The organism is Treponema sp. SP13 (genome assembly GCF_050938355.1).
GTDB lineage: Bacteria > Spirochaetota > Spirochaetia > Treponematales > Treponemataceae > Treponema_D > Treponema_D socranskii.
The window spans coordinates 18,130-43,010 of the sequence record NZ_JADOVM010000002.1 but is presented as its reverse complement, the minus strand read 5'-3'; the positions used below and the strand labels follow the sequence as shown (position 1 = coordinate 43,010).

Here is a 24,881-nt window from a genome sequence, read left to right as displayed (position 1 = left end):
ATGCTTTCGATCGCAGTTTTCGTTTCGGGAAGCGGCACGAATTTGCAGGCGCTCATCGATTATGAAAAATCCCACGCTTTGTGTCCGTACCGCATCCGTCTTGTCGTAAGCGACAGAAAAGACGCCTATGCGCTCGAACGCGCAAAAAAAGCCGGAATCGCGACGGAGCTCGTAAGCGCATACGCGGTACTCGGAAAAGAAAAAGCGGAAGCCGCATCGCGCGATGAAAAGCGCATCGCCGTTTCGAACGCGGCTCTCGCCGCATGCAAAAAGCACAAAGCGGACGCGATCGTGCTTGCCGGCTGGCTTACGGTTTTATGCGGCCCCATAATCGGCGAGTACGGCGGAAAGATCATCAATCTGCATCCCGCCCTGCTTCCGAAATTCGGAGGGGTGGGTATGTGGGGACGGCGCGTACACGAAGCGGTCATCGCCGAAGGTGAAACGGAAAGCGGCTGCACCGTGCATTTTGTGGATTCGGGCTGCGACACGGGAGCGATCCTCGTGCAAAAAAAAGTGAACGTCATGCCCGGCGATACGGCGGACACATTGTACGCGCGGATAGCGCCGGTCGAACACGACGCGATAGTCGAAGGCGCCTGCCTTCTCGCGGAAAAGCTGCAAGGGAGCGCCGATTAAAACCCGAGCGCTTCTCCGACAAGGACGACTTTGATCCTTCCCGCGGGTTTGCACAAGCGCGTGCGCACGATGTACGAGCAGATGCTGTCGGTGCTTTTGCAGTCGGCGCAGCTTCCCGTCGTTTTGCAGGGCGTGCGTATGTCGAAGCGCTGCGCGTTGACGGGAGCCGCCGTATTGCGCGCGCGGGAAGTCGCGTCTTCGGCGGTCTTTACGACTTTGTTCATGCCGCATGCAACGATGACGCTTTTCGGGCCGAAAGTCATCGCGGCGACGCGGTTACCGTTTCCGTCGACGTTGACGATTTCGCCGTCTTCAGAAATCGCGTTCGCGCCCGTCAAATACGTATCGCATAAAAGAGCGCGCCTCATGATTTCGATTTTTTCTTCCTGCGACTGTGCCGTACTGCGGTCGATGACGCGCCATCCGCCTTTTTTTACGCGATCTATGACGCCGAGCGCTTCCATCGTCACGGAGCCGCCCCAGGACACGACGTCCGTCTTCGGTATGAGCGAGATGATTTTTTCAGCCGCTTCCGCGCATGACGCACAATAATAAGCGTCGAAGTGCCGAAGAGCGAGCGCTTTTATGAGACCTGCCCCGAGTTTTTCGTTTCTGATCCGTTCCGCCTTATCCATAAAATCCTCCGCATAAAAACATATAACGACGCACACACGCCGAGTCAAAGGCGTTGGCCGATACGCTTACGCGTCGATTTCGGAAGCGAGGTGATGTACGATAAAGTTTCTGCGTTCGGGCGTATTTTTTCCCATATAAAACTGCAGCACTTTCGGCACGTTTTTCAGCGATTCGATCGACACCGGAGTCAAATGCATACCGCGGTCTTCACCGTCGCCTTCTTTTCGCGGACGGATAAACTGGCCGAATTCGTTCGGACTGATTTCGCCCAAGCCTTTAAATCGCGTCACTTCCGCGCCGGCTCCGAGCGCTTTCAATTCTTTGTCGCGGGACGCTTCGCTGTAGCAGTAGCGCGTCGTCGTTTTATTGCGCACGCGAAACAGCGGCGTTTCAAGGATGTACACGTGCCCCCGTAAAACGATCTCTTCAAAATACAGCAAAAAATACGTGAGCACGAGGTTTCGAATATGGAAACCGTCGTTATCGGCATCGGTTGCAATGACGATCTTATCGTAACGAAGGTCTTCGATATCTTTTTGAATGCCGAGCGAAAAAGTCAGATTTTTCAGTTCTTCGTTTTCATAGAGCGCCGACTTCCGCCTGCCGTACATATTTTCGGGCTTTCCGCGGAGTGAAAAAATCGCCTGCGTTGCAACGTCGCGGCAGCCGACCATAGAGCCGGTTGCCGAATCGCCTTCCGTTATAAAGATCATCGACTCCGCGCCTTCTTCTCCGTCCTGCACGTGATAACGGCAGTCTTTGAGTTTGGGAATTTTGAGCGTAACGCTCTTTGCCGCTTCGCGGATCTGCTTGTCGGTAACGTTGTTGATTTCGGCGTGCGCTTTTTGATTTTTAATAATTTTTTCTTCGATCGCGCCTGCGACGTCGGGATTGTGACGCAGCCAATCGTCGATCGCGAACTGCGTTTCTTTCATGATCGGCGAGCGCACTTCGACGTTGCCGAGCTTGTTTTTTGTCTGGCTCGTAAACATGGGATTGTCGATGCCGATCTTGAGCGCGACGAAAAGTCCCCCCGCCGCATCGCGTACGTCGTATTCTTTTTTATAAAAGGCGCTGATACCCTTCGTAAAGCCGTCGAGAAAGGACGTTACGTGCGTGCCGCCGTCTTCGGTGCTCTGTCCGTTTACGAACGAATAAACGAATTTGTCGAGGCTGTTCGTATGCGTGAGGACGAATTGAATCGCTTTGCCGTTATACGAAAACATCGGATAGAGCGGCTTGCTCTTTCCCATTTCGTTTAAGAGCAGATCTTCCAATCCTTTTTCGCTTTTATATTCTTTGCCGTTGCAGCTGATGAGGAGCCCCGGATTGAGGTAAGCGTAATTCCACAAACGCTTTTCGACCATGTCCATATTGAACGTGTATGAGCCGAAAATATCTTCGTCGGGAACGAATTCGAGATAGGTGCCGTTTTTGACGCCGTCTTTCGCTTTGCCGAGTTTTTCGCCCGTCTTTTCGCCGTGCGCGTATTCGACGACGGCCATTTTTCCGTCGCGCACCGACGCTGCACGGAAATACGAAGAGAGCGCATTCGTCGCTTTGATGCCGACGCCGTTCATGCCGATTGCCTGCTTGAACACCGTATTGTTGTACTTTGCGCCGGTGTTTACGTTCGACACGCAGTCGTCGAGTTTGCCGAGCGGAATGCCTCGCCCGTAATCGCGGATTTTTACGCGCCCGTCGCGGATATCGATATCGATTCGCTTTCCGAAGCCTTGAGAAAATTCGTCGACCGCATTGTCGATGCCTTCTTTTAATAAAATATAGATGCCGTCGTTTTCGTTCGATCCGTCGCCGAGACTGCCGATATACATGCCGGGCCGGAGCCGTATGTGTTCGAGCCCTTCGAGGTGCAAAATGCTGTCTTCGTCATATATGCCGTTTTTCGGAGTCGGCCGCTTGGCGATGTCGGAAAGTTTTTTTGCAGCCGCCGAATGCGCTCCGCCGGAAGCGGTTTTCGCTGCTTCCCGCGAAGCTCCGGTTGTTGTTCTCGCCGCGTTTTTTTTCGCAGCGCTTGCAGACGATTTATTCGCTTCTTTTACCGCGCTTTTTTTACCGGCGGCGGAAGCCGTTTTTTTCGCTGCCGTTTTCGGCTTTGCGCTCTTCGATTTTACAGATTCGGCGCGCTTTTCTTTCGCTTGAGTTTTTTTTGCCGGAGCAGCTTTCGCTCCGCTTTTCGCAGCGGTTTTTTTTGCGGCCGCCGCAAGCAGTCCGCCTTTTTTTTGAATACCACCCATATAATCAGTATATAGCAATTTTTCGCACGGAGCAAGGAGCAAGCATATCACACAAACCAAACGACAATAAGCAAAAAAGAACCGATGATGTACGGCAGTCGTGAAGTTTTATTCATGGTTTTATCTTCACTTTACGAAGTCGCAATTCCTATTTTCAATTTATATTTACTTACTAATATTTCTTTAATCGCTCCTATTTGTCGAGAACGCTATTACAGCGAATGCCCCGCGTGCTCGCTTTCTACACTCGCTTTCGTACAAACTGGACAAAGGCGTAAAAGCGCGGTACAGTAAAACGCATGACGCGTGACGGCAACAACGGCACATCCGCTTTCATCCTCACAGGACCGGTATGGCGCTCGCTCCTTTCGTTTTTTTTCCCGATTCTGCTCGGCACTTTTTTTCAGCAGCTATACAATACGGTCGATGCCGTTATCGTCGGGCAATTTCTCGGCAAAGCAGCCCTTGCCGCCGTAAGCGGCGGGAGCGGCGTCTACGTCAATCTCCTCGTAGGATTTTTTCTCGGAGTATCGAGCGGCGCAACGATCATAATCTCTCAATTTTACGGCGCCAAACGCAAGCACGAGCTGAGCCGAGCCGTACACACCGCTATGGCGATGTCGATATGGGCGGGCATCTTTATGTCCGTCGCCGGCGTTTTCGCTTCCGCTCCCGCGATGAAAGCGATATCGACGCCGAACGATATCTTTCCGCTTTCGGTAACCTACCTCCGAATCTATTTTATCGGAGCCCTTCCGATGTTTGTCTATAACGTCGGATCGGGTATTTTGCGCGCGCTCGGCGACAGCAAAAGCCCCTTTATCATTCTCGTCGCAGGCTGTATCGCAAACATCTTTCTCGATTTGCTTTTCGTCGCGGTTTTCCGCTTTGGCGTCGCGGGGGCGGCATGGGCGACCGTTATTTCGGAAGTCCTCTGTACGGTTTTGACGCTCGTAAAACTCATGCGGGAACCGAACCGCTACGCCCGCCTCGTCATCGGAAAAATCCGCTTTACGCCGCACCTCCTTTCACGCATGACCTCGATCGGACTTCCGGCCGGCATGCAAGCTTCGCTCTATACCGTTTCAAATTTAATAATTCAATCGAATATCAATTCATTCGGAACGGACGCAGCAGCGGCATGGGCGGCATACGGCAGGCTCGATTCCGTCTTTTGGATGACCGTAAGCTCGTTCGGCATTGCAATCACAACTTTTGCCGGTCAAAACTACGGCGCGCGCAAAATCGATCGTATGAAAAAGGCGACGATACAGGGGCTCGGTATGGCGGGAGGAGCCGCCCTCTTTTATACGCTGATCTTTTATCTTTTCGGACAATATTTCTTTTTGCTCTTTACGCACGACGAAGCGGTAATCGAACAGGGAAAATCGCTGTTGCATTTTTTGCCGCTCTTTTTTATCGCCTACGTTCCGATCGAAATACTTTCCGGCACGATCCGCAGTACGGGCGAAACGTTCAAGCCTATGATCATAACAATGCTCGGCGTATGCGTGCTGCGCGTCGCGTGGATTTTCACAGCCGTTCCGCTGCATAACACGCTTTTAACCGTCGTCGCCTGTTATCCGATCACGTGGACTGCGACCGCGATCGCTTTTTTTATCTACTACGGCAGAGGGAAATGGCTTATCGGCAAGGCACCGGATTAAACGCACCGTCATGCACCGACGGCAGCCGAAAGCTCTTTTGCGTTATTGACGATTTTTTGCGCTCCGTGTTCGGCAAGGAATTCGCTTTCCTTAAAACCCCATGAAACGCTGATGCACGGGATGCCCGCGTTTTTTGCAGTTTCTATATCGACTTCGGAATCGCCGACATACACGCAGTCTTTTTTTTCCGCTCCGATTTTTTTAATAATTTCAAACACCGAATCCGGCGCGGGCTTCGTTTTGATACCGTCTCTCGTTCCGACGGCGGCATCGAAGAGGTGCGGAAAATACGTTTCGGCGAGAATCCGCACGGCTTCATCCGGCTTATTCGAAACGACGGCGGTTTTTATGCCGGACGCACGCAGAGACGCGAGCAGTTCGGGAATGCCGTCATAGGGTTTTGTCGCATCGGCGCAGTGAGCTTTATAACGGGCGGTATAATCGGCGAATACTTTATCGAAAAGGGCATCCGCCGTACCTTCGGGCACTGCGCGCCGAATCAATTTTACCGCACCGTTTCCGACAAAGCGCCGCACTTCTTCGCGCGTCCGCTTCGGAAAACCGTTCGCTTCGAGGGCGTAGTTTACGCTTGATGCCAAATCGTCGAGCGTGTCGAGGATCGTACCGTCCATATCGAAGATAACCGCTTTATAATGCAATCCGCTCATCGCTTTACGCCCCTTATCGCCGTGTTCCGAAATATACCCGCCGCATCCTGCCGCCGAATCACTGTACGACGATATTGACGAGTTTATCCGGAACGACAATCATTTTAATAATTTTTTTGCCTTCGATGTGCTTTACAGCGCTTTCCTCTGCAAGCGCTTTTTTTTCAAGTTCGTCTTTCGGCGTACCGCTTGCCGCTTGAAAGGTTGCGCGGAGTTTTCCGTTTACCATAACGGCTATCGTTTTCGTATCGTCGGCAGAATATTTTTCGTCGATTGCGGGCCACGATTCGTATGCGACCGTCCCGTCGTGACCGAGTTTTTGCCACAGCTCTTCGCCCAAATGCGGCGCATAGCACGAAAGCATTTTGACAAAGCCTTCCCACATGAGTTTCGGCACGACGGAAAGCTTCGACACTTCGTTGATAAAAATCATCATCTGACTGATCGCCGTATTAAACGAAAGGTTTGCCGTATCGTCGCTCACTTTTTTTACCGTTTGCGCATAGGTTTTCCGCGCAGATACAAGAGAAGCGTCGTCGAGTGTGCCGAAGATATCGATATCGCCGATTTCCTTTTCGCTCACGTTCCACACTTTTTCGAGAAAGCGATTTATGCCGACGATGCCCTGCGTATTCCACGGCTTCGACATCGTCAGCGGCCCCATAAACATTTCGTACATGCGCACGCTGTCCGCACCGTAGAGCTTTATCTCCTCGTCGGGATTTACGACGTTTTTCAGCGACTTGCTCATCTTTGCGACGACGCGTTCGAGTTTTTCACCCGTCGCTTTTTCGATATAGACGCCGTCTTTTTCTTCGACCATGTCGGTCGGCACGAGGGTTTTATTTTTGCGCTCGTATGCGAACGACGTGATCATCCCCTGATTGACCAGGCGGCGGAAAGGTTCTTTCGTAGACACGGCTCCGATATCGTAGAGGACTTTGTGCCAAAAGCGCGCGTACAAAAGGTGAAGCACCGCGTGCTCAGCGCCTCCGACATAGAGATCGACCGGCATCCAGTATTTTTCTTTTTCGGGAGCGCAAAAACGTTCGTCGTTGTGCGGGTCGAGATAGCGCAGATAATACCAGCAGCTTCCCGCCCACTGCGGCATCGTGTTCGTTTCGCGTTTCGCTTTTCCGCCGCACTTGGGACAAGTGCAGTTCACCCACTCGTCGATCCCCGCAAGCGGACTTTCCCCCGTACCCGTCGGCTGGTAGGTTTTTACATCGGGCAGCACGAGGGGCAAATCCTTTTCGTCGACGGGAACGACGCCGCAGGCCGGGCAATGCACGAGCGGGATCGGCTCGCCCCAATAGCGCTGACGGCTGAAAATCCAATCGCGCAGTTTGTAATTTACCGCTTCTTTGCCGATGCCCTTTTCGGAAAGCCATGCTATCATGTCTTTGATCGTCTGTTTCGTAGCCGTTCCCGTAAAGGCACCGCTGTTGATCGAATACCCGTCCGCACTCGTGCACGCATCGGCGACGTTGAAGATTTCGGGATGCGCCTCGACAAGTTTTCGATATGCCGCCTCGTCTTTTGCGGCGTTCAATAAAATCGCCTGTCCCGCTTTTTCGTCTCCGCCGCCGAGGGAAGCGACTTCTTCTTTCGACGCGACGACTTTTACGATCGGCAAATCGAATTTTTTCGCAAAGTCCCAGTCGCGCTCGTCGTGCGCGGGAACGGCCATAATCGCACCGGTGCCGTACGAAATAAGTACGTAGTCCGAAATCCAAATCGGAATCTCGCGTCCGTTTACCGGGTCGATCGCATAGCTTCCGGTAAACACACCCGTTTTATCTTTTGCCAAATCGGTGCGTTCAAGGTCTGATTTTTTTGCAGCGCTTTCGACGTATGCGGCGACGGCTTCTTTTTGCTCGTCGGTCGTAAGCTTTGAAACGAGCGGGTGTTCGGGCGCGATAACCATGTACGTCGCTCCGAAAAGCGTGTCCGCCCGCGTCGTGTAAACCTTAAGCTTATCTCCGCTCGCTTTGCCGTCTTTGCCTCTGACGGCGAAATCGACTTCTCCTCCCGTCGATCGTCCGATCCAGTTTTCCTGCATGAGCTTGACGCTTTCAGGCCAATCGAGTTCGTCCAAATCTTCAAGCAGTCTGTCGGCATACGCGGTGATCTTTAAAACCCACTGGCGGATCGTTTTGCGCGTAACGGGAGAACCGCAGCGTTCGCATTTTCCTTCTTTGACTTCTTCGTTTGCGAGCCCCGTCTTGCAGCTCGGACACCAGTTTATCGGAGAATCCGTTTCATAAGCGAGACCGCGCTTGTACAGCTGTAAAAAAATCCACTGCGTCCATTTATAATAAGTTTCTTTGCACGTGATGACGCACCTGTCCCAATCGTAGGAAAACCCGAGCGCTTTGATCTGCTGTGTAAAGTGCTCGATGTTCGCCATCGTTGAAGCCGCCGGATGAGTGCCCGTTTTAATCGCATAGTTTTCGGCGGGTAAACCGAATGCGTCGTAGCCCATCGGATGCAAAACGTTGTATCCATTCATGCGGAGATAGCGGCAGTAGATATCGGTCGCCGTATAGCCTTCCGGGTGTCCGACGTGCAAGCCAGCGCCGCTCGGATACGGAAACATATCGAGAACGTAGCGCCGCTTTTCTTTCGGCACCGATTCGTCTTCCGTCGTTTTGAAGGTTTTATTTTTTTCCCAATATTTTTGCCACTTAGGTTCGATCGATTCAAAAGGATATTTCGACATAGGTACTCCAATCGTTTTGTGCGCACTGCAAATTATTTTCGCGTTTTTCATTATACTTGCACGGAAAGGCAGTGGCAAGACGGAGCGCGAAGATTTCGAGCAGTGCGGAACTTGCAACGAGCGCGGAGCGCGAAGTTCCCCGCGCAGAAATTTCCGCGCGTCTCCCATAAAAGAAAAACGCGATGAGCGTTTTTCGACTCTCGACTTAAAAAAGCAAAATCGGTTCTAAAAATCCGTCGCACCGTTTCCGCAAGCTTCGCACCTCATTGCATTTCCGTGCGTCGCATTTCCGAAACAAATCGATCACGTCTTCCGCAAGCTTCGCATTGCGTTTACGCGCCTCAGTTTTATCAATCGCTGCAGCGCTCTATGCGCTGATCGGAGAGCTTTTCCAAATCCGCACCGTATTTTTTTATCAAAAGAGAAACCTCTCCCCTATCATCATCTCCGCGGACACGGCGTTTTAATATTTCGAGGAACGGGACAAGCACAAAGGCTCTCTCGCGCATTCTCGGGTGCGGGATCGTAAGCGCTTCATCGTCGATTTCCATATCGCCGAAAAGTTCGATATCGATGTCGAGGGAACGAGGTCCAAAGCGCACTTCTTTTTTACGGTTGCGTCCGTACTTCGCTTCAATCTTGTGAATTTCACAAAGAAGATCGTGCGGCATAAGCCCTTCGCGGACGGCGCCGCAGACGACCATATTGTAAAAATCGCTTTGATCGGCGATGTAGAGCGCCTGTGTGCGGTACAGCGAAGAAGCGGCAAACGTAACGAAAAGCGGGCGCAGTTCCGCACAAGCCGCCTTTACGATTTCGATCGGCGGCATGGAGCGGTACGGCATATTCGAGCCGATACCGAGCGTCACTTCATGCAATCAAAAAAGCTCCTCTTCGTTCGCCGAAGACTTTGTTCCCGCCTTTACCCCGTCGCTTTTTTTCACATCGGCGGCAGGGCGAGCATCCGCTTTTTGTGCGGCAGGTTTTGCCGCATCGGATTTTACGTCGGCTTTTCCCACATCGCCCTTTGCCGCGCCGTCTTTCATCTTGAGCGCTTGCCCCGGAAAGAGTTCGGTACGTAATTTTTTTTCAATATTTGCGGCAAAATCTTTATTCGTTTCGAGGAACTGCACTGCGTTTTCTTTACCCTGTCCGATTTTATCTTCTCCCGCCGAATACCACGCGCCTCTCTTTTCGATGAGGCCGTGCTTTACCGCGGAATCGAGGAGGCTCGCCGAAGCGGATACGCCTTTTCCGAAATAGATGTCGAGTTCGACTTTGCGGAACGGAGGCGCGACTTTGTTTTTGACGACTTTTACGCGTACGCGGTTTCCCATCGCCTCTTCGTCGCCCTTCCCTTCGATCGATTCTATGCGGCGGATTTCGAGACGCACCGACGAATAAAATTTAAGCGCATTGCCGCCCGTCGTCGTTTCGGGATTTCCGAACATGATGCCGATCTTCATGCGGATTTGGTTTATAAACACGAGAATCGCATTCGACTTGCCGATGATCGCCGTGAGCTTTCTGAGCGCTTGGCTCATAAGGCGCGCCTGCAAACCCATGTGGCTGTCGCCCATCTCTCCTTCGATTTCCGCCTGCGGAGTTAAGGCCGCGACCGAATCGATAACGATGATATCGACCGCACCGGAGCGTATCAAATCTTCGGCGATCTCAAGCGCCTGTTCTCCCGTATCCGGCTGCGACACCCAGAGGTCGTCGATATTGACGCCGAGGCTTTTCGCATACTGCGGATCGAGGGCGTGCTCCGCGTCGATAAAAGCGGCGATGCCTCCGAGCTTTTGCGCTTCGGCGATCGCATGGAGGGCAAGCGTCGTCTTTCCCGAAGACTCCGGCCCGTACATTTCGATGATGCGCCCGCGCGGATAGCCTCCGATGCCGAGCGCTTCGTCGAGCAAAATCGAACCGGACGGAACCACATCGAAACCCGCAGTGTCCGCTTTCGTGCCGAGCTTCATCAGAGAACCCGCGCCGTATTGCTTTTCGATCTGGAGCCGAGCGGCTTCCAAAGCCTTTAATTTTTCCGACTTATCCGCCGGCTGGTTTACAGCTGCCGTTGCCATTACACACCTTCCTTTATCAATTTTTTTCCGCACCGCTTTCGCACAAAACGGGGCACCGCAAAACTCGGACAGGCTCCAAAAACCGAATCGATTTTTTAGAGCTGCCCTCTATAATATCGCCGAAACTTTGCCATTTTACGCGGAAATCACATAAAAAACTACAGTCTACGGCGTTTCGAGAAAATCCTTTACGTTTTGATACACCGATCTCCCTTCAAGGCTCAGCTTTCCGTTATCGAATACGATCTTTCCGAGCACTTTGACCGGAAGTGCGCTCGCAATTCCCGGATCGGATTGGAATTGTACCGGCACGATGCCGACGACTTTTTCCATCGTTTCGTAGCCGACAAGCAAATCGAAACGGTATGAAGTACCCTGTGTTACGACATTTGAAACGCGCCCCGACCATGAGGCATAGCAGTCTTCGTAGAGCACGGGATTTTTCACCGCATCTTCATACGAGGGATTGTCGGCTATCGTGTCGAAAGTCGGAGGTGAAAGATAGCTCATCAAAACGCGCGCTTTTTGTTTGATTGAAAGCGATGCGTTCGAATGTAAAATCCGGTTGATTTCGATCTGTGCCGCATTGTCGCGATAGGCTTGAAAATACCGCTGAGAACGCGCATAGCTTTCGGTTATCTCTTTGTTCGACAGGATAAACGCATAGGCCGAAGACGCCATATCCTTTTCCTGAGCGTATTTCGTTTCGTCGGAAGAAAGCGCGAGTGCCGATAAGTCCGCCCGCTCCCCCTCGGGAGCGTTTCGCGGAAATCGGATAATGAGCAGCACAAACAGCGCGCCGAGCACGCAGGCCGCCGCAGGAACGGCGATTCCTAAAATTTTTCCGATATTCGCGCCGAGCGGCGGATAAAACCGTTCGATCTTTCCGTTGTCGATCCACCGGCAAATCGTATCGTAATCGCCCTGCGTTCGGATAAATTCAAGCGCTCGCTTTGCGGTTTTATTTTCGGGATCGCCGTCGAGCACTTCCAGATAATACTGCACCGCGCGGTCGGTATTGCCCCTGCGCAAAAAAAGAGCGGCTTGTCCCAAAAGCAAGCCGGTGTCGGTGAGTTTTATCTCGCGCGCCTTTTGATAATACATCGACGCCGTTCCCGCATCCCCCGCATAGAGGCACGCGTTTGCGAGCAAAATATAGTAATCGAAATTGCCTTCGTAAATTTCGCTTCGCCCTTCGAGGAGCTTTATCGCAGACGGAAAATCCCTGCGAGAGAGCATTTTTGAAGCGACATCGAGAACATCGCGCGGCATAGCTTACTGCCGCCTCAGCTGCTCGAGGATCGCGTCGAGTTCCGCATTGAGCGCGTCGAGTTCGTCCGTATTATCATCGTAATCGCTCAATGCCCGGATCCTTTGCAAAAGAGAGTCGACGTATGCTTTGTTGAGTTTCCATTCGGGAACGGCTCTCTCGGACGCGATTTTCGTTTCCGCTTCATCCGGAAGTGTTTTATCAAAAGAAGCGATATACGCCTCTCCTTTGGGCGGATTCCCGTCTGCGGAAAGCGCGATGTAAAAAACGATATTCGCTTCCGCCCCGCTTTCAAGCACCGCTTTCGGCCAATTTACGGCGAGCGCGGAATTGTTATACGACGTCACGCTGTCGAAAGAACGGGCGGGAACAAAAACCGGACACCACATCGGAAGGGAAAGCACGTCTTTATTGCCGAGCGTCGCCTCTTCGATCTTTGTCGTATCCGCTCCGTACAATAAAAACTGCACGGCCGCTTCCTGCCCCTGCGACAAAATCCAGCGGGATACGCTCATATCGTGAAACTGCGTTTCCGCATTGATCGATTTTATATCAGCCGTCGAAAAATGCCTTTGCGTTTTTTCTCCGAGCACCGTATCGAATACGCCCTTGAGCGCAAAGGTATTCCGCTTTTTCCCCTTATTGATGACGGAAACGCGCACTTTTACGATATCGTCGAAAGGGCTTTCGGGAGACCTTGCAAACGAAAAATCGACCGTTACGTCCGCAATTTTGTACAGCTTATAGACGAGCGTCCCGCCGTCGGGATTCGCTTTCGCCCCCGTTGCGGCTCCGCCGGACGAACTTAAAAGGTATTCTTTTTTTCCGGCAAGAAACGAAAAATACGTCGATGTAAACGCGTCCGCTCCGGAAAAAACCGCCGTTTCGCTTCCGTCTTCTCCGAGCGCGTATATCTGAAATGTCCCTCTCTCGCCCCGAAGTACGAGTTTTACGCTTCCCGAAGATACGGTGACGGTCTTCGCCTGCGGCCCCTCTTTTGCAAAGAGATTTCCGGACATCGATAAAACGAAGCAAACGGCAAAGACGGCGCCTCTCAAAAAAAATCGTCCGTTCACTGTGCGCCCTCCCCCATCAGCGCTTCCACTTCGCGCGCTTTCGCTTTGAGGCGAAGCACGCGCTGGTTCGCTTCGGCTTTTTGAGCGGCAAGTCTGTTTTGCAGATCGGCAAGCTCCGCCTGCAGGCGTTCGTTTTCCGCTGCAAGCGCTTCGTTTTTCTTCTGCAGATCGGCCGCTTTTTTTTCGCTTCCCGAAGAAGTGATGCTCACCGCATCGTACATGTGCAGCTGCTTTTCATAATCTTCTTTTGCCGCCAAATACGCTTCGCCCGTTTTTTTCAGGAGATACAATAATTTTTCTTCGCGCGTACGCTGCGCGATCGCTTCGATGCGATGCTCTGCCGCTTGAGCTTTTGCGTCGGAGGAAAATTCGCGTACGATGCGCTCGTACAGCGGAAGCGCTTCATCGTAATTGTAGCCAGCATAAAAGGATTCGGCGATCCAAAACAGAGACGACGCGTACATTTCGTGATCGGCATGCTGATGACAAAAATCGCTCAAAAGCAAAACCGCTTTTTCGTATTCTCCGAGATAAAAAAACGCCCTCCCTTTTTGATACTGCACGTACGACGCGTATTTCCCATCCGGAAAGCGTCGAAAATAATAATCACAGTCGGCGAGCGCTTCCGTATATGCTCCGGCATACATTTCCGCCGCAATGAGCATATAGCGCGTATCAGCCGTATCGTTTTCGGGATAGGTCGCCGCTTTGCGGAGGGAAATCATCGCCGAATGCCAATCGTTCGATTTAAATGCGTCACAGCCCTGAGCAAGAGCCGCCTGTCCTTCACGGGATGCGGAGAAAACGGCTGCCGCACAAAAAACGAGAGCGGCAAGGACGAACGCAAAACGTTTTACGCTGACGATCATATCGACTCCAAATCGAATTCGCCTTTAAAAAACGCGGAACCCGACACGAGAATGTCGGCACCCGCGCCGATCACGAGAGGCGCCGTCGCTTTATTGACGCCTCCGTCGACGGAAATATCAAATGAAAAATTTTTCGCTTTTTTAATTGCCGAAAGCTCTTCGATTTTGCCCACACACGACGAAATCAACGCTTGTCCGCCGAAGCCGGGATTTACCGTCATGACGAGCACGAGGTCGACGAGGGGCAATATTTCGGAAAGCACGGAAACGGGCGTCGACGGAACGAACGCGATGCCCGCTTTTTTACCGAGCGATTTGATGTGCTCGATGAGCCGATGAACGTGTACCGTCCCTTCGATATGAAAGGTGATCCAGTCGGCGCCGCAATCGGCAAAAGAATCGACTTGAAGCTCGGGATGTTCGACCATGAGGTGTACGTCGAACGGCAACTTCGTATGTTTTCTCAAAGAAGCAATAACCGGCTGCCCGTACGAAATCTGCGGCACGAAGCTTCCGTCCATCACGTCGATGTGCACGGAACCGCTGTGGTTCTGTTCGATAAATTTAAGCGCCGCCTCCAAATGCGCAAAATCGGCGGAAAGCAGCGACGGAGAAAGCCTAACCGTACTCATTTTACCTATTATATCAGAATACGGGCAAACTGTCTATTATCGTTTCGATGTATCGCGGCAGGTGACCGTACCGGAAACTATTTTATAAAACATATATTAAAACGGAAACCCTCAGCCTCTTTCTTTCAGCGCTTCGTATTGCTCCGTTCGCTTCATGAGTTCGGCGTTCACTTTTTCGGCACCGTACGTTTCGACGAGCGTTTTTTCACCCGAATAAAGCGAGCGGCCGAAGCCGAGAGCGCGGCCTTCGATCGTACAGCCGATGCTTTCGAGCATGGTCGGAAACATATCGTAGGGGGCAAAGCGCCGGTTTTTTTGTACGGATTGCGGCGGCGTCAAAACCGAATTGACGATAAGGTCGAGCCAGCGCCGCTCGGCATTTGCGCCTCTAACGGGACTTTCGTCGACAATAAAATTATTGTGCGGAGCGACGAGAAAATTGTGGTCGCCCATGATGACGACGGTCGTATTGTTCCACCACGGCTCGCCTGCCATCCAGCCGATAAGATCGCTCACTTGCTTATCGGCGCAGCGGATAACGTTCATAACCTGCCGTTTATCCGTATCGGGACACAGCGGGCATTTGTAACCGTCGGGAAAATGCGTGTCGACGGTGAGCATACCGAAAAAAAACGGTTCATCGCCCTTTCCCAATTCTTCAAGTTCGCGACGGGCGAGCGGATACAATTTTTGATCCTCGAATCCCCAAAACACTTGATACTGCATGGGAATCAATCCGTGCGCTTTATACCAATGGATATCGTGAATTTCGACGCCGTGATTTTCGAGAAAAATATCGCGATTTTCAAACTGTTTGTCGCTTCCGAAAGCAAAGCGGCAACGGTAGCCGTTTTCGCTTAAAATATCCGTGAGCGCGACGGCGCTTTGAAGACAGCTGAGTTTTCCGTCTTCGGTTTTGGCAAAGGGCGCAAAATACGGAAGCCCGCTGAACTTCGAAATGATGCCGGCGGCTGTCCACGACGTGCCTGCAAGGTTTTCCCCGCCGCCGAGTTTTTCGTTTTGGCTGAAATTGACATTCGCCTTTGCAAGAGCAGTGATGCCGGGGATGAGGTTTTCGCGAAAGAGTCCGCCCTCTTCGATCGACGCAAACGACGACTCGACCGATTCCATAAAGATGACGACGAGATTGCGCTTGGTTTCGGGAAACTCGATGCGTACCGATGCGGGATCGACATAGTGCGTATCGTAAAAATCGGAATGCACCGGAGTTTTATGTACTTCGTATAAAATCTCAGCGTACTTCCACGCGCGGAGCGTTACGACGGTTATCGCGGCGGCCAAAATCACATACGAAATGCCAAACACAAAACACTTATCCGCATCCGCCAAAACGGAACGGAATTTCCGTCCTTTGATTTTTTTATACGCTTTTGCAAGGGCAAAGTTACAGAGCAAAACGAAAACGTATATGCTTCCTGCCGGTACGATGACGCTTTTAAAGTACGATAAAAACGTACCCGAATCGTGTCCTTTCATATTTGCACCGACGACAAAAAACACCGCATAGGCGTTATCCATCGGGTACTGTACGCGAGACCAGCGGAGCGCAAATAATGTTGCAACTGCAAGGATACATAAAACGTGGGCGATAATTAATTTAATTGATATTCTACGCATGAATCACAAATCCGTTGTGCTACTGTAGCAAAAAACGGCGATCTGTACAATAAGGCGCAAATCGATACATTTCACAAGGATTGCAAAAGGCGCTTCTATGCGATATCATATACCGTATGTGGATTTCAACTGTTCTCTCATTTGTATTAAGCGCTTGCTCTTTCCCGTTTATCATAGCCCTATGTAAACGCTATCGGCTCTACGATCCGATAAGCGCTCGGAAAATCCACTCCGGCAATATCCCGCGATTAGGCGGCATCGGTATCGTAAGCGCATATTACATCAGTCTATGCGTCTATTCGCTTATTTTAAAAAGGCTTTCTCTGTTGATCCTTCTTCCGATTTTTATTTCCGGCATCATTATTTTTGCGTTCGGCATACTGGACGATCTTCGCGCTATGCCGCCGGTATATAAACTCATCGCACAGATTATCGCCGCATGCATCGTCATATACGGAGGCTTCGAATACCGGCAAATATTCGGCATCATCTTGCCGCGCTGGATAAGCATACCGTTTACGATCCTTTGGATTATCGGTATAGTCAATGCGTATAACCTCATCGACGGTCTCGACGGTTTGTGCGGGGGGCTTGTTGTCCTTACGACGCTTACGCTTTTTATTCTTTTCCATAAAATAGCAAATCCGATTGCCGGACTATTTTTGCTTATCGCAGCGGCAGTACTCGGTTTTCTGTTATTTAACGAACCGCCTGCAAAAATCTTTATGGGCGACGGAGGGAGTCAATTTTTAGGCTTCATCGTAGCGACAGCTCCGCTGTGCTTTGCTTCGGAACCATTTGAATTCAATAAATTGCTGATAATGTTTGTCCTCATATCGATTCCGATGTTGGACACGATTGCCGCTATTTGGCGGCGCGTTCGCGATCACCGTCCCATCATGACTCCCGACCGCGCGCACTTGCACCACAAATTGCTCAATATCGGTTTTACCGCAAAACAAGCAATGATTACGCTCGTTTCCATTCAAGCGATATTGTGCAGTGCGGTTTGCTTTACGATATACTTAAACAAAACACAGAGCACTGTTTTGCTTTCCATCGCATACGCATTTATGATTTTTTTCTTTTCGATGATTCATTTTATAAATAGGGCGGTCAATAAACGACGACACCCTCGATCCGAATAAAAAAAGCGTACTTTTCGCCGTGCGAGATTTTCCGCTAAAAACCGTACGTGCGATTTGTTTTCGAGGGATTGATGACGAAGTTTCTTATCAACGGAAATTTTTTGTGCCGAAATCTCACCGGCATCGAACGCTTTGCATGGGAAATCTGCGCTCGGCTTGACGCGCTTCTCACTTCATTCGACGACGTATCGATTTTCGTTCCGGCAAATGCAAAGCGCATTCCCGAATACGCGCATATCAAAATTATTAAATCCGATACTGCGCTCAAAAGTTTTCCGCTTTGGGATTTACTTGTGTTCGCAAAAGCGTGCCGAACGCACGGCGCAGCTGCGCTCGATTTTTCAAATACGGCGCCGTTCGGCAAAACCTGCGGCGTCGCGTTTATCCACGATATATATGCAAAAGACTTTCCGAACGATTTTACATCGTTTCGCGATAAGCTCGTCGCCGCCTATTGCCGCTTCCATTACCGGAACATCTGCAAAAATGCGCGCCTCGTCTGTACCGTGTCGCATTTCAGCAAAGAGAGAATTGCAAAAGTCTACGGCGTTTCCGAAAACCGCATCGCCGTCATCGAAAACGGTTGGGAGCATTTTAAGGAAGTGCAATCCGATACGGGCATCTTTACGCGTTTTCCGAAATTAAAAAATAACAATTATTATTTTACGCTCGGCAGTTTGAGCAAGCGAAAAAACCTCGCATGGATAGCATCTCATGCGGCACAGTATAAGGACGAACTTTTCGCAGTCAGCGGAAAAGCGATCAGCGGTCTCGTGCCGCAAGAACTCGAATCGCTGAAAAAACTTTCAAATGTCGTGCTTTTAGGCTATGTATCGGACGGAGAAGTAAAAGCGCTCATGGAAGCGTGCACCGCTTTTATCTTTCCGTCGTATTACGAAGGTTTCGGTATACCGCCGCTCGAAGCGCTTTCGTGCGGTACATGTGTCATCTGCGCAAACTCGGCGAGTCTGCCGGAAATCTATCGAAACTGCGTGCACTATATCGATCCGGAAAACGCTGCCGTCGACCTTCCCTCCCTGCTTGCACAGCCTGTTGCCGCGCCCGATGAAATCCTCGCTGCCTGCACGTATGAAAACGCCGCGAAAAAATTATACGCCGCGCTCAACAGCCTGTAGCCCTATCGACAGGGGTGCTGCAAGACGATAAAAGTCGAATACGAAATTCGCTTTCATTGAAAAATATTTTCCCTTACGCTATACTTTCCGGTATGGCTCATTTTCTCTATACGATTATCATCTATCCGCTCTATCAAATCATAGAATTCGCATTTAAATTTTTCGGCGATGTTTTCAAAAATACCGGTATTTCAGTTATAGGCGTCAGCATGGCCGTTTCGATACTCTGCCTGCCTCTGTACATCGTCGCCGAACGATGGCAGCAGATCGAACGCGATACGGAAAAAGCGCTCGAAGGCGGCGTGAAGCGCATCAAATCGGTTTTTTCGGGTGACGAACAATACATGATGCTTTCGACGTATTACCGACAGCACCGCTATCATCCGCTCATGGCGCTCCGCTCTTCGTTCGGTCTTTTAATTCAAATTCCGTTTTTTATCGCAGCCTACGTTTTTCTTTCAAACCTGTCCGCACTGAGAGGCGAACACTTTTTGTTTATCCGCGACATGGGAGCCGAAGACGCTCTCTTCCGCATCGGAAACTTTCCCGTAAACGTGCTTCCGATCGCGATGACGCTCATCAATATCGTCGCGGGAGCCGTCTATACGAAAGGCTTTAAGCTCAAAGACAAACTGCAGATTTACGGCATGGCGCTCGTGTTTCTCGTTCTCCTGTACAAATCGCCGGCGGGTCTCGTCCTCTACTGGACGATGAACAACGTCTTTTCGCTCGTAAAAAACATCTTCTACAAAATAAAACGCCCGCTCCTTGTCCTGTATGTCATACTGTGCGCCTGTATTTTAGGAGCCGATTATTTTTTGCTATTTAAACATAACGGTTTATTGCATAAACGGATTTTGCTTACCTGCGTGCTTTCGCTGCTGCTTTTTGCGCCGCTTGTCGTAAAATTTTTGCAGCGTCTGCTCGATACCGCGCTTTCCCCGCTCGTCGAAGATAAAAAACTGCGCTTTACGCTTTTTATCGCTTCGGCAGTATCGCTGTGCGTGCTCGCAGGCTTTGTGATCCCTTCCTACGTTATCAATTCCTCAGCCGTGGAATTCGCCGACATCGACGGTTACGGAAGTCCGCTCGCTTTTTTGCTCGAGTCGACGATGCAGATGCTCGGTCTCTGCGTTTTTTGGCCCGTCTGCATCTATTTTTTATTCAGGGCCCGCATACAAACGCTCATCACGCTTTTTTTGACGACGGCGCTCATCGCAGGTATCGTCAACACTTTTTGCTTTTCGGGCGATTACGGAACCTTGTCGCGCCTCATCACTTTTTCGACATCGCTTTCACAGCCGCCGAAATTGTTGATTATTATTAACATCCTTGCGATGCTTGCAGTCATCGCTTTTCCGATCGTCGTCGTTGCGCTCGGACGGCAAAAAATTTTACAAGGCATCGTATCGATCGTCCTCATCGCAGAATGCGCCGTAACGATCTTTCACGCTTTTTCAATACAGAGCGCATACCGATCGTATAAAAAAGATATCGCGCATTCGGTTGAAGAAGCGTCTTCGGTTACACCGGTATTTCACCTGTCGAAAGATAAATTAAACATCGTCACGTTTATGCTCGACAGAGCGGAAAACGCCTACGTCAAACCGATATTCGATGCATACCCAGAATTATACGATCAGTTCGAGGGCTTTACGCTGTACAAAAACACGGTGTCGTATAACGAAGGAACGCTGCTCGGGGCGCCCCCGCTTTACGGCGGTTACGAATACACGCCTTACGAAATGAACAGGCGTGCAGATCAAAAACTCGTCGACAAGCACAACGAAGCGCTGCTCACCGTGCCGCGCATACTCACCGAACAGTCCGATTTTACGGCAACGGTTTCCGATTTGAGCTGGGCGAATTACAGCTGGATTCCCGACATGAGCATCTGCGATCCGTACGAAAAAATCACCGGCATCAACACCGAGCGAAAATACACAAGCCTTTGGATAAAACAAAATTCCGACAAAGTAAAACCGAATATCACGAGCACCGCTCTCAAACGCAATCTCGTGTGGTTCAGCTTGTTTAAAACGGTTCCCGTCGTCATGAGAGACAGCGTGTACGACGACGGATCGTGGTGGTCGTCGGACAGCCGGACAAACGATAATACGGAATTCATCGATTACTATTCGGGACTCGCTTTTTTGCCCGAACTCACCGATTTTACCGCCGATACGAATATGTACTGCATGATCGTAAACGAAACGACGCACTCCAATCAAACGCTGCAGGCACCGGACTTTACGCCTGCGGCAAAAGTAACCGACAGAGGCCCCGAAGCCATCGCGGATTTCGGCGGCATCGGCGGAAATGTCGCTGCTTTGAAATTGCTCGGAAAATGGTTCGACTATTTAAAAGCGAACGGCTGCTACGACAATACGCGCATCATCCTCGTAGCCGATCACGGTATCGGAACGTCGGACGGCAAGAAGCTCGACTTTCCCTCAGACTGGCCGATGTCGTACAACCCCGACCACCTCCACCCGCTTTTGCTCGTAAAGGATTTCAACGCTTCGGGAACTTTGACGATCAATCATGATTTTATGACGAACGCCGACGTGCCGTCGATCGCGTTGAAAGATATCGTAAAAGATCCGATCAATCCCTTTACAAAAAAACCGATCGTCCCGATTTCGCAAAACGAAAAAAAAGCGTCCGGCGTCGTACTGACGCATAACTGGCAGCCGGGCGCAAATTTGATCAATAAATTCCGCGTACCCGATGCGGACTGGTATACGATTTCAAAGGATATGTTCGACGCTGCAAACTGGGAGCAGGGCGTTCACTGATCGAAAAAATCACCTTTAGCGATTTTTTCGGGATTTCGACGAGTTGTAAGTCGCTGTGTACGCGAGTTACAACATCGTATAGGTGCACGAAAGAGAGAGCTCGACGCCGTGTGCAAAGGAGCCGCTCACGTTTTTATTGTTAAAAACAAAGGTATACGAAGTTTGCGCACCGAATTGAAAATGATTATTTAAAATATAGTTTCCTTTTAGGGTAATGCAGTTCGTATATTGCACGATCCCCGTAAGGCGGTGGGTGCGTGCGAGCGAAGCGGCATCGGAAGCGGAAAGCCCCTGTGTGCCGCCCGTTTTTTTATATATCTTATACAGCACGGACGGATAATAGCTGTAATATTTTTTACCGTCTATCTCGATTTCGTTGCCGAAGAGGCCGAACGAGTTCGTACCGTGCGCGACGAAGAGGTATTCGAAATCCGCCGACCATTTGCCCGGCTGCACGTAGCCGACTCTCGCCTGCGCTCCGATACAGTCCGGGCCGAACGGAGTGCCGATCCACGAACAAATCGGCGTATTGCCCTTGCTCTGCATATTAAAGCGCTCGCGGTACAGCGACCATTCGGCGCCCTGCTTGACGTAGCAAAACGGCGTCGTATAAACGGCTTCCGTCGTCGCGATCCAATAGCCGCCCCTGCTTTCGGGAAAGGTCAGCTCTACGCCGAGCTGCACGCCGAAACTGTCGGGAAGGGTTTTTCCGGTCTCGGACTCCAATTCGATCGCCGACTGTATTTCGTTTTGCGCATACAATCCGTATATACGCACGTTTTTACACGGCACGATATCGAAATCGATTCCCATATATGCGCAGACGTACGCTTCACCGTAATACGGCTCTTCTTCTTTGCCGATATATTCCGTCCACGCGCCGAACGAATGCATGATCATAAGCGGATTTAAAAAACGGAACTCAAAGGGACGGGCGACGAGCGTTCCTTCGATAACACCGGCGCGTATCCATTTGAACGGAGAAGCTTCGATCCTGTGCGTATATAAAAATTTATCCCGCGCGATTTCGACGACGTTCATGCCGTATCTGATGTGCGGCGAATAGAGGTTGAGCTGTACGTAGGCATCAGTCTCGAATGTCGAATTATAGATGATGCTGCCGGTCTGCGTTTTTCCGATGCGCATCCCCTGATGAGCGATATTGACATTGACGCCCCATTTGTTAAAATACGCACCCGCGCTTCCGTAAGCGTTGCGCGGCCACAAAAAATCGAAGTCGTGAAAATCGTACGGCAGATTCGTAACGTTTCCGTCGTTCGACATTCCCCAAAAGCTCTTGGCAAAGCACGGATCCGTTTCAATGACGAAGGCGTCTGCGAACGTAAGATAAAGCGGAACCGTGACAAAGGGGTCTGCGGCATCGCTTCCGATAAACGACGATGCGGCACCGTAGGGTTTCGGTCCCGCGTGTCCGGTATAATCGGTCGCAAACGTCCAATCGATATCGCCCGAGCTTTTGTACATGAGAGACGGTTTTGCGATCAGATTGAAACCGAAAGCAACGTCTCCGTATTTCAGCGAAAACGCATCGCGCTTCAAAAAACGCTGCACTTTTTCATAGAGTTTTTTTCCCGATGTCGAAAGAGCGTCTTCATCGATATCGGCCATATACATTTTGATTTCCGCAGCTGAAAGGGGCGCGTTGTCCGCAAGGGATGTTCTTCCCGATTCCGAGTTGAGCATATACAGGGCGTCGTATATCCAGTGCTCCGACGGAATGAGCTGCTGAGAACTGTGGATTTGCGCAAAACAAAAATGCGAAATCGATAAGAGAACGCACAGCGTGCAGATTTTTTTTACGCTTGTCATATCGTTATTATTTCTTTCCTTAGCCTTTTCGTCTTCGGAAAAAAGGTCGACGAACACCGAGTCTTTATATTTTCTGTTTGCCGTATCCATAACTACGCCCTACACTCAGAATGTGTCATTCTCAAATGCTTTCCACTTCTTCTTTGGTAAGGCCGGTGGCCTGCATTATCTTTTGAACGGAATCGCCGAGCTGTTTTAGTATCTTTGCTGTTTCAAGAGCTTTTTGGTACGAGCCGTCGGAAAAGCCTTGCCGGATACCTTGTTGTATGCCTTGCTGTATTCCCTCTTCCCGAGCGTCCATTTCAAATGCCGACATTATGCGGTATTCCTGCCGTGCCTGTTCGTTATGTTTTACTGCCTGTATCATCGTTTCTATCCTCCCTGTGTATTCCGTGTTTGTTTTACCTGTTTTCAAGTATTCCAAAAAAGCTTTTAGCTCCGTGTCTTCGGCTTGTCTAAACGCTTGTGCATTGATTATAACTTTCTTTGCCCCGTCCTGTAAGAGCGTTTGCCTGTCTTCAAGGCAAATGTTTTCGAACGTGTAAAGGGGTTTGCCTTTTCCTATCGCGTCAAACAAACAGACGAAAATAATGTAGAAAACATAAAGTCATCGGCAATCGTCAGTTCGTCAAAACTTTTACGCACTTTTTAACCCTCTATGTATATTATACCACAGGTTAAAGGATTTTAAAAGTGACCGATGTCTTTTCAATGGGTAATGGGTAATGGGTAATGTGCAATTACCCATTACCCATCATCAATTACCTTAAATGTCTACCCAGCTTCCGCCTGTATCTTGCTTTCGTACCATCCAGTTCTTCCCCTTTGCACCTTCAAAGGCTGCATTCAGTTCGGGCGGATTGGTTAAGTCCTTGCAGTTGCCTTCGTTAAAGCCCGCAAACTCAGTGTAAAGAATAGCCTCTCCATCATCGCCTGCACTACGAGCCGGCAATGCATTCAATATCTTTGTCATCGCTTGGGCATTAAGCTTGTTTCTATAACAGTCAAGCCTTTTCAAGGCAGTACAGCCTTGCATTCCAAGCTCGGTGAGCTGATTGTCGTAGCAGAAAAGACTTTGCAATGCAGTTAAGCCTTGTACGTCGAGCTTGGTGAGCTGATTGCCCCCACAGTCAAGCCCTTGCAAAGAGGTTAAACCTTGCACGTTAAGCTCAGTGAGCTTATTGTTGCAACAGAGCAGATCGGTGATTTTGCCTTTAAGGACAACCTTTGTGCCTGTTGCGGTTAGTCTGGCTTCTGTGTCGCTTTTGAGCGTTGTCTCGTTGCAGCCTTCCACCTTAATGGCAGAACCGTCCGAAGTTATTGCCGTGACATCGATGTAGAGTCGGTTGGGGTCAAGTGTGAGTACAGCAACGCCTTCGATAGTTGGCTTTCCGCCCTCTCCTCCGCTTGTTTGGTTGCAAGCAGTGAAGAATATTGCAAGCGTTAGCGTTGTGGCTGCGAAGAGTGCCACGACTCCCAACTTCTTGAAGGTACTGGGTGCCTTTCTGTTGTTTGTAAACTTTGTCATACATACCCCCTTTATGGGAATAAATCCCTTGTAATTTTATTTAGAGGCGTTGCCCCTAAGCGACGTGAAAAGGTGGGGAGAGGTCTTAGGAGGACTGCTGTATTATACGCTCTCTCATAGCTTAAGTATAGGGCATATAATAAAAATTGACAAGAGCGAGCAAATCCGAGCAGTGCGCAACTTGCAACGAGCGCAGAGCGCGAAGTTCCCCGCGCAGGATTTGCGAGCGTCTCTGACAAAAGAAAAACGGCTTGGCCGTTTTTCGACTCACGACTTATTCGA

Annotated in this window: 18 protein-coding genes and 1 pseudogene; 5 read left to right on the top strand and 14 right to left on the bottom strand. The window is 50.4% G+C overall.

What is annotated here, in order from left to right; genetic code table 11:
• The gene (gene purN / locus IZU26_RS04275) at window positions 1-639 is read left to right on the top strand and encodes a phosphoribosylglycinamide formyltransferase (protein ID WP_432998645.1); all 639 of its coding nucleotides are present in this window, start codon (window positions 1-3) and stop codon (window positions 637-639) included.
• On the opposite strand, the gene IZU26_RS04270 is transcribed toward purN, so the two are convergent.
• Both IZU26_RS04270 and IZU26_RS04265 read right to left on the bottom strand, forming a co-directional pair.
• Window positions 636-1,274 carry a lactate utilization protein gene (locus tag IZU26_RS04270; protein ID WP_433277064.1) on the bottom strand — a complete coding sequence of 213 codons (639 nt, stop codon included), beginning with the start codon at window positions 1,272-1,274 and terminating at the stop codon, window positions 636-638. The two genes, purN and IZU26_RS04270, sit on opposite strands and share 4 nt — an antisense overlap.
• A gap of 66 nt (window positions 1,275-1,340) precedes the next feature.
• Window positions 1,341-3,533: a toprim domain-containing protein gene (locus IZU26_RS04265; RefSeq protein ID WP_433277062.1), complete on the bottom strand. Its 2,193-nt coding sequence runs from the start codon at window positions 3,531-3,533 to the stop codon at window positions 1,341-1,343.
• 299 nt (window positions 3,534-3,832) lie between these two features.
• On the opposite strand from IZU26_RS04265, the gene IZU26_RS04260 reads away from it, so the two are divergent.
• The gene (locus IZU26_RS04260) at window positions 3,833-5,200 is read left to right on the top strand and encodes an MATE family efflux transporter (RefSeq protein ID WP_433277061.1); all 1,368 of its coding nucleotides are present in this window, start codon (window positions 3,833-3,835) and stop codon (window positions 5,198-5,200) included.
• Window positions 5,201-5,208: 8 nt separating this feature from the next.
• Here IZU26_RS04260 and IZU26_RS04255 read toward each other — a convergent pair whose 3' ends face one another.
• The 9 genes from IZU26_RS04255 to IZU26_RS04215 form a co-directional block, all read right to left on the bottom strand.
• Window positions 5,209-5,868, bottom strand: coding sequence for an HAD family hydrolase (locus tag IZU26_RS04255; protein WP_433277059.1), 660 nt, complete (start codon window positions 5,866-5,868; stop codon window positions 5,209-5,211).
• 58 nt (window positions 5,869-5,926) lie between these two features.
• Window positions 5,927-8,590: a leucine--tRNA ligase gene (gene leuS, locus IZU26_RS04250; RefSeq protein ID WP_433277057.1), complete on the bottom strand. Its 2,664-nt coding sequence runs from the start codon at window positions 8,588-8,590 to the stop codon at window positions 5,927-5,929.
• Between the two features lie 350 nt (window positions 8,591-8,940).
• Window positions 8,941-9,459: a 2-amino-4-hydroxy-6-hydroxymethyldihydropteridine diphosphokinase gene (gene folK / locus IZU26_RS04245; protein ID WP_433277576.1), complete on the bottom strand. Its 519-nt coding sequence runs from the start codon at window positions 9,457-9,459 to the stop codon at window positions 8,941-8,943.
• Window positions 9,460-9,468: 9 nt separating this feature from the next.
• Window positions 9,469-10,674, bottom strand: a complete 1,206-nt coding sequence (gene recA, locus IZU26_RS04240; protein WP_433277055.1) for a recombinase RecA — start codon at window positions 10,672-10,674, stop codon at window positions 9,469-9,471.
• 165 nt (window positions 10,675-10,839) lie between these two features.
• Complete coding sequence (locus IZU26_RS04235) at window positions 10,840-11,946, bottom strand: tetratricopeptide repeat protein (RefSeq protein ID WP_433277053.1); 1,107 nt, start codon at window positions 11,944-11,946, stop codon at window positions 10,840-10,842.
• 3 nt (window positions 11,947-11,949) lie between these two features.
• Entirely contained in the window at window positions 11,950-13,020 is a 1,071-nt protein-coding gene (locus IZU26_RS04230) for a hypothetical protein (RefSeq protein WP_433277051.1), read from the bottom strand.
• Window positions 13,017-13,889, bottom strand: coding sequence for a tetratricopeptide repeat protein (locus IZU26_RS04225; RefSeq protein ID WP_021330870.1), 873 nt, complete (start codon window positions 13,887-13,889; stop codon window positions 13,017-13,019). The genes IZU26_RS04230 and IZU26_RS04225 overlap by 4 nt, the downstream gene beginning before the upstream one ends.
• The gene (gene rpe, locus IZU26_RS04220) at window positions 13,886-14,521 is read right to left on the bottom strand and encodes a ribulose-phosphate 3-epimerase (protein ID WP_433277048.1); all 636 of its coding nucleotides are present in this window, start codon (window positions 14,519-14,521) and stop codon (window positions 13,886-13,888) included. Before rpe ends, IZU26_RS04225 begins: the two co-directional genes overlap by 4 nt.
• Before the next feature lie 111 nt (window positions 14,522-14,632).
• Complete coding sequence (locus IZU26_RS04215; RefSeq protein WP_021330876.1) at window positions 14,633-16,060, bottom strand: LTA synthase family protein; 1,428 nt, start codon at window positions 16,058-16,060, stop codon at window positions 14,633-14,635.
• A gap of 215 nt (window positions 16,061-16,275) precedes the next feature.
• On the opposite strand from IZU26_RS04215, the gene IZU26_RS04210 reads away from it, so the two are divergent.
• The 3 genes from IZU26_RS04210 to IZU26_RS04200 all read left to right on the top strand — a co-directional run bounded on the left by IZU26_RS04210 (window position 16,276) and on the right by IZU26_RS04200 (window position 21,241).
• Entirely contained in the window at window positions 16,276-17,307 is a 1,032-nt protein-coding gene (locus tag IZU26_RS04210; protein WP_433277046.1) for an MraY family glycosyltransferase, read from the top strand.
• 71 nt (window positions 17,308-17,378) lie between these two features.
• Window positions 17,379-18,443 (top strand): glycosyltransferase family 4 protein, encoded by a 1,065-nt coding sequence (locus tag IZU26_RS04205; protein WP_433277044.1) that lies wholly within the window; start codon window positions 17,379-17,381, stop codon window positions 18,441-18,443.
• Window positions 18,444-18,535: 92 nt separating this feature from the next.
• Window positions 18,536-21,241 carry a YidC/Oxa1 family membrane protein insertase gene (locus IZU26_RS04200; RefSeq protein ID WP_433277042.1) on the top strand — a complete coding sequence of 902 codons (2,706 nt, stop codon included), beginning with the start codon at window positions 18,536-18,538 and terminating at the stop codon, window positions 21,239-21,241.
• A 66-nt stretch (window positions 21,242-21,307) separates the two neighbouring features.
• Here the strand turns inward: IZU26_RS04200 and IZU26_RS04195 are convergent, their stop codons facing one another.
• From IZU26_RS04195 to IZU26_RS04185, 3 genes and pseudogenes are all read right to left on the bottom strand, one after another.
• Complete coding sequence (locus IZU26_RS04195) at window positions 21,308-23,161, bottom strand: hypothetical protein (protein ID WP_433277040.1); 1,854 nt, start codon at window positions 23,159-23,161, stop codon at window positions 21,308-21,310.
• A 31-nt stretch (window positions 23,162-23,192) separates the two neighbouring features.
• Window positions 23,193-23,666 (bottom strand): annotated as a pseudogene (locus tag IZU26_RS04190) (Rpn family recombination-promoting nuclease/putative transposase); the annotation flags it as partial.
• Window positions 23,667-23,837: 171 nt separating this feature from the next.
• On the bottom strand, window positions 23,838-24,599 hold the full coding sequence (locus IZU26_RS04185) for a leucine-rich repeat domain-containing protein (RefSeq protein ID WP_433277038.1): 762 nt from the start codon (window positions 24,597-24,599) through the stop codon (window positions 23,838-23,840).
• Window positions 24,600-24,881: the final 282 nt, after the last annotated feature.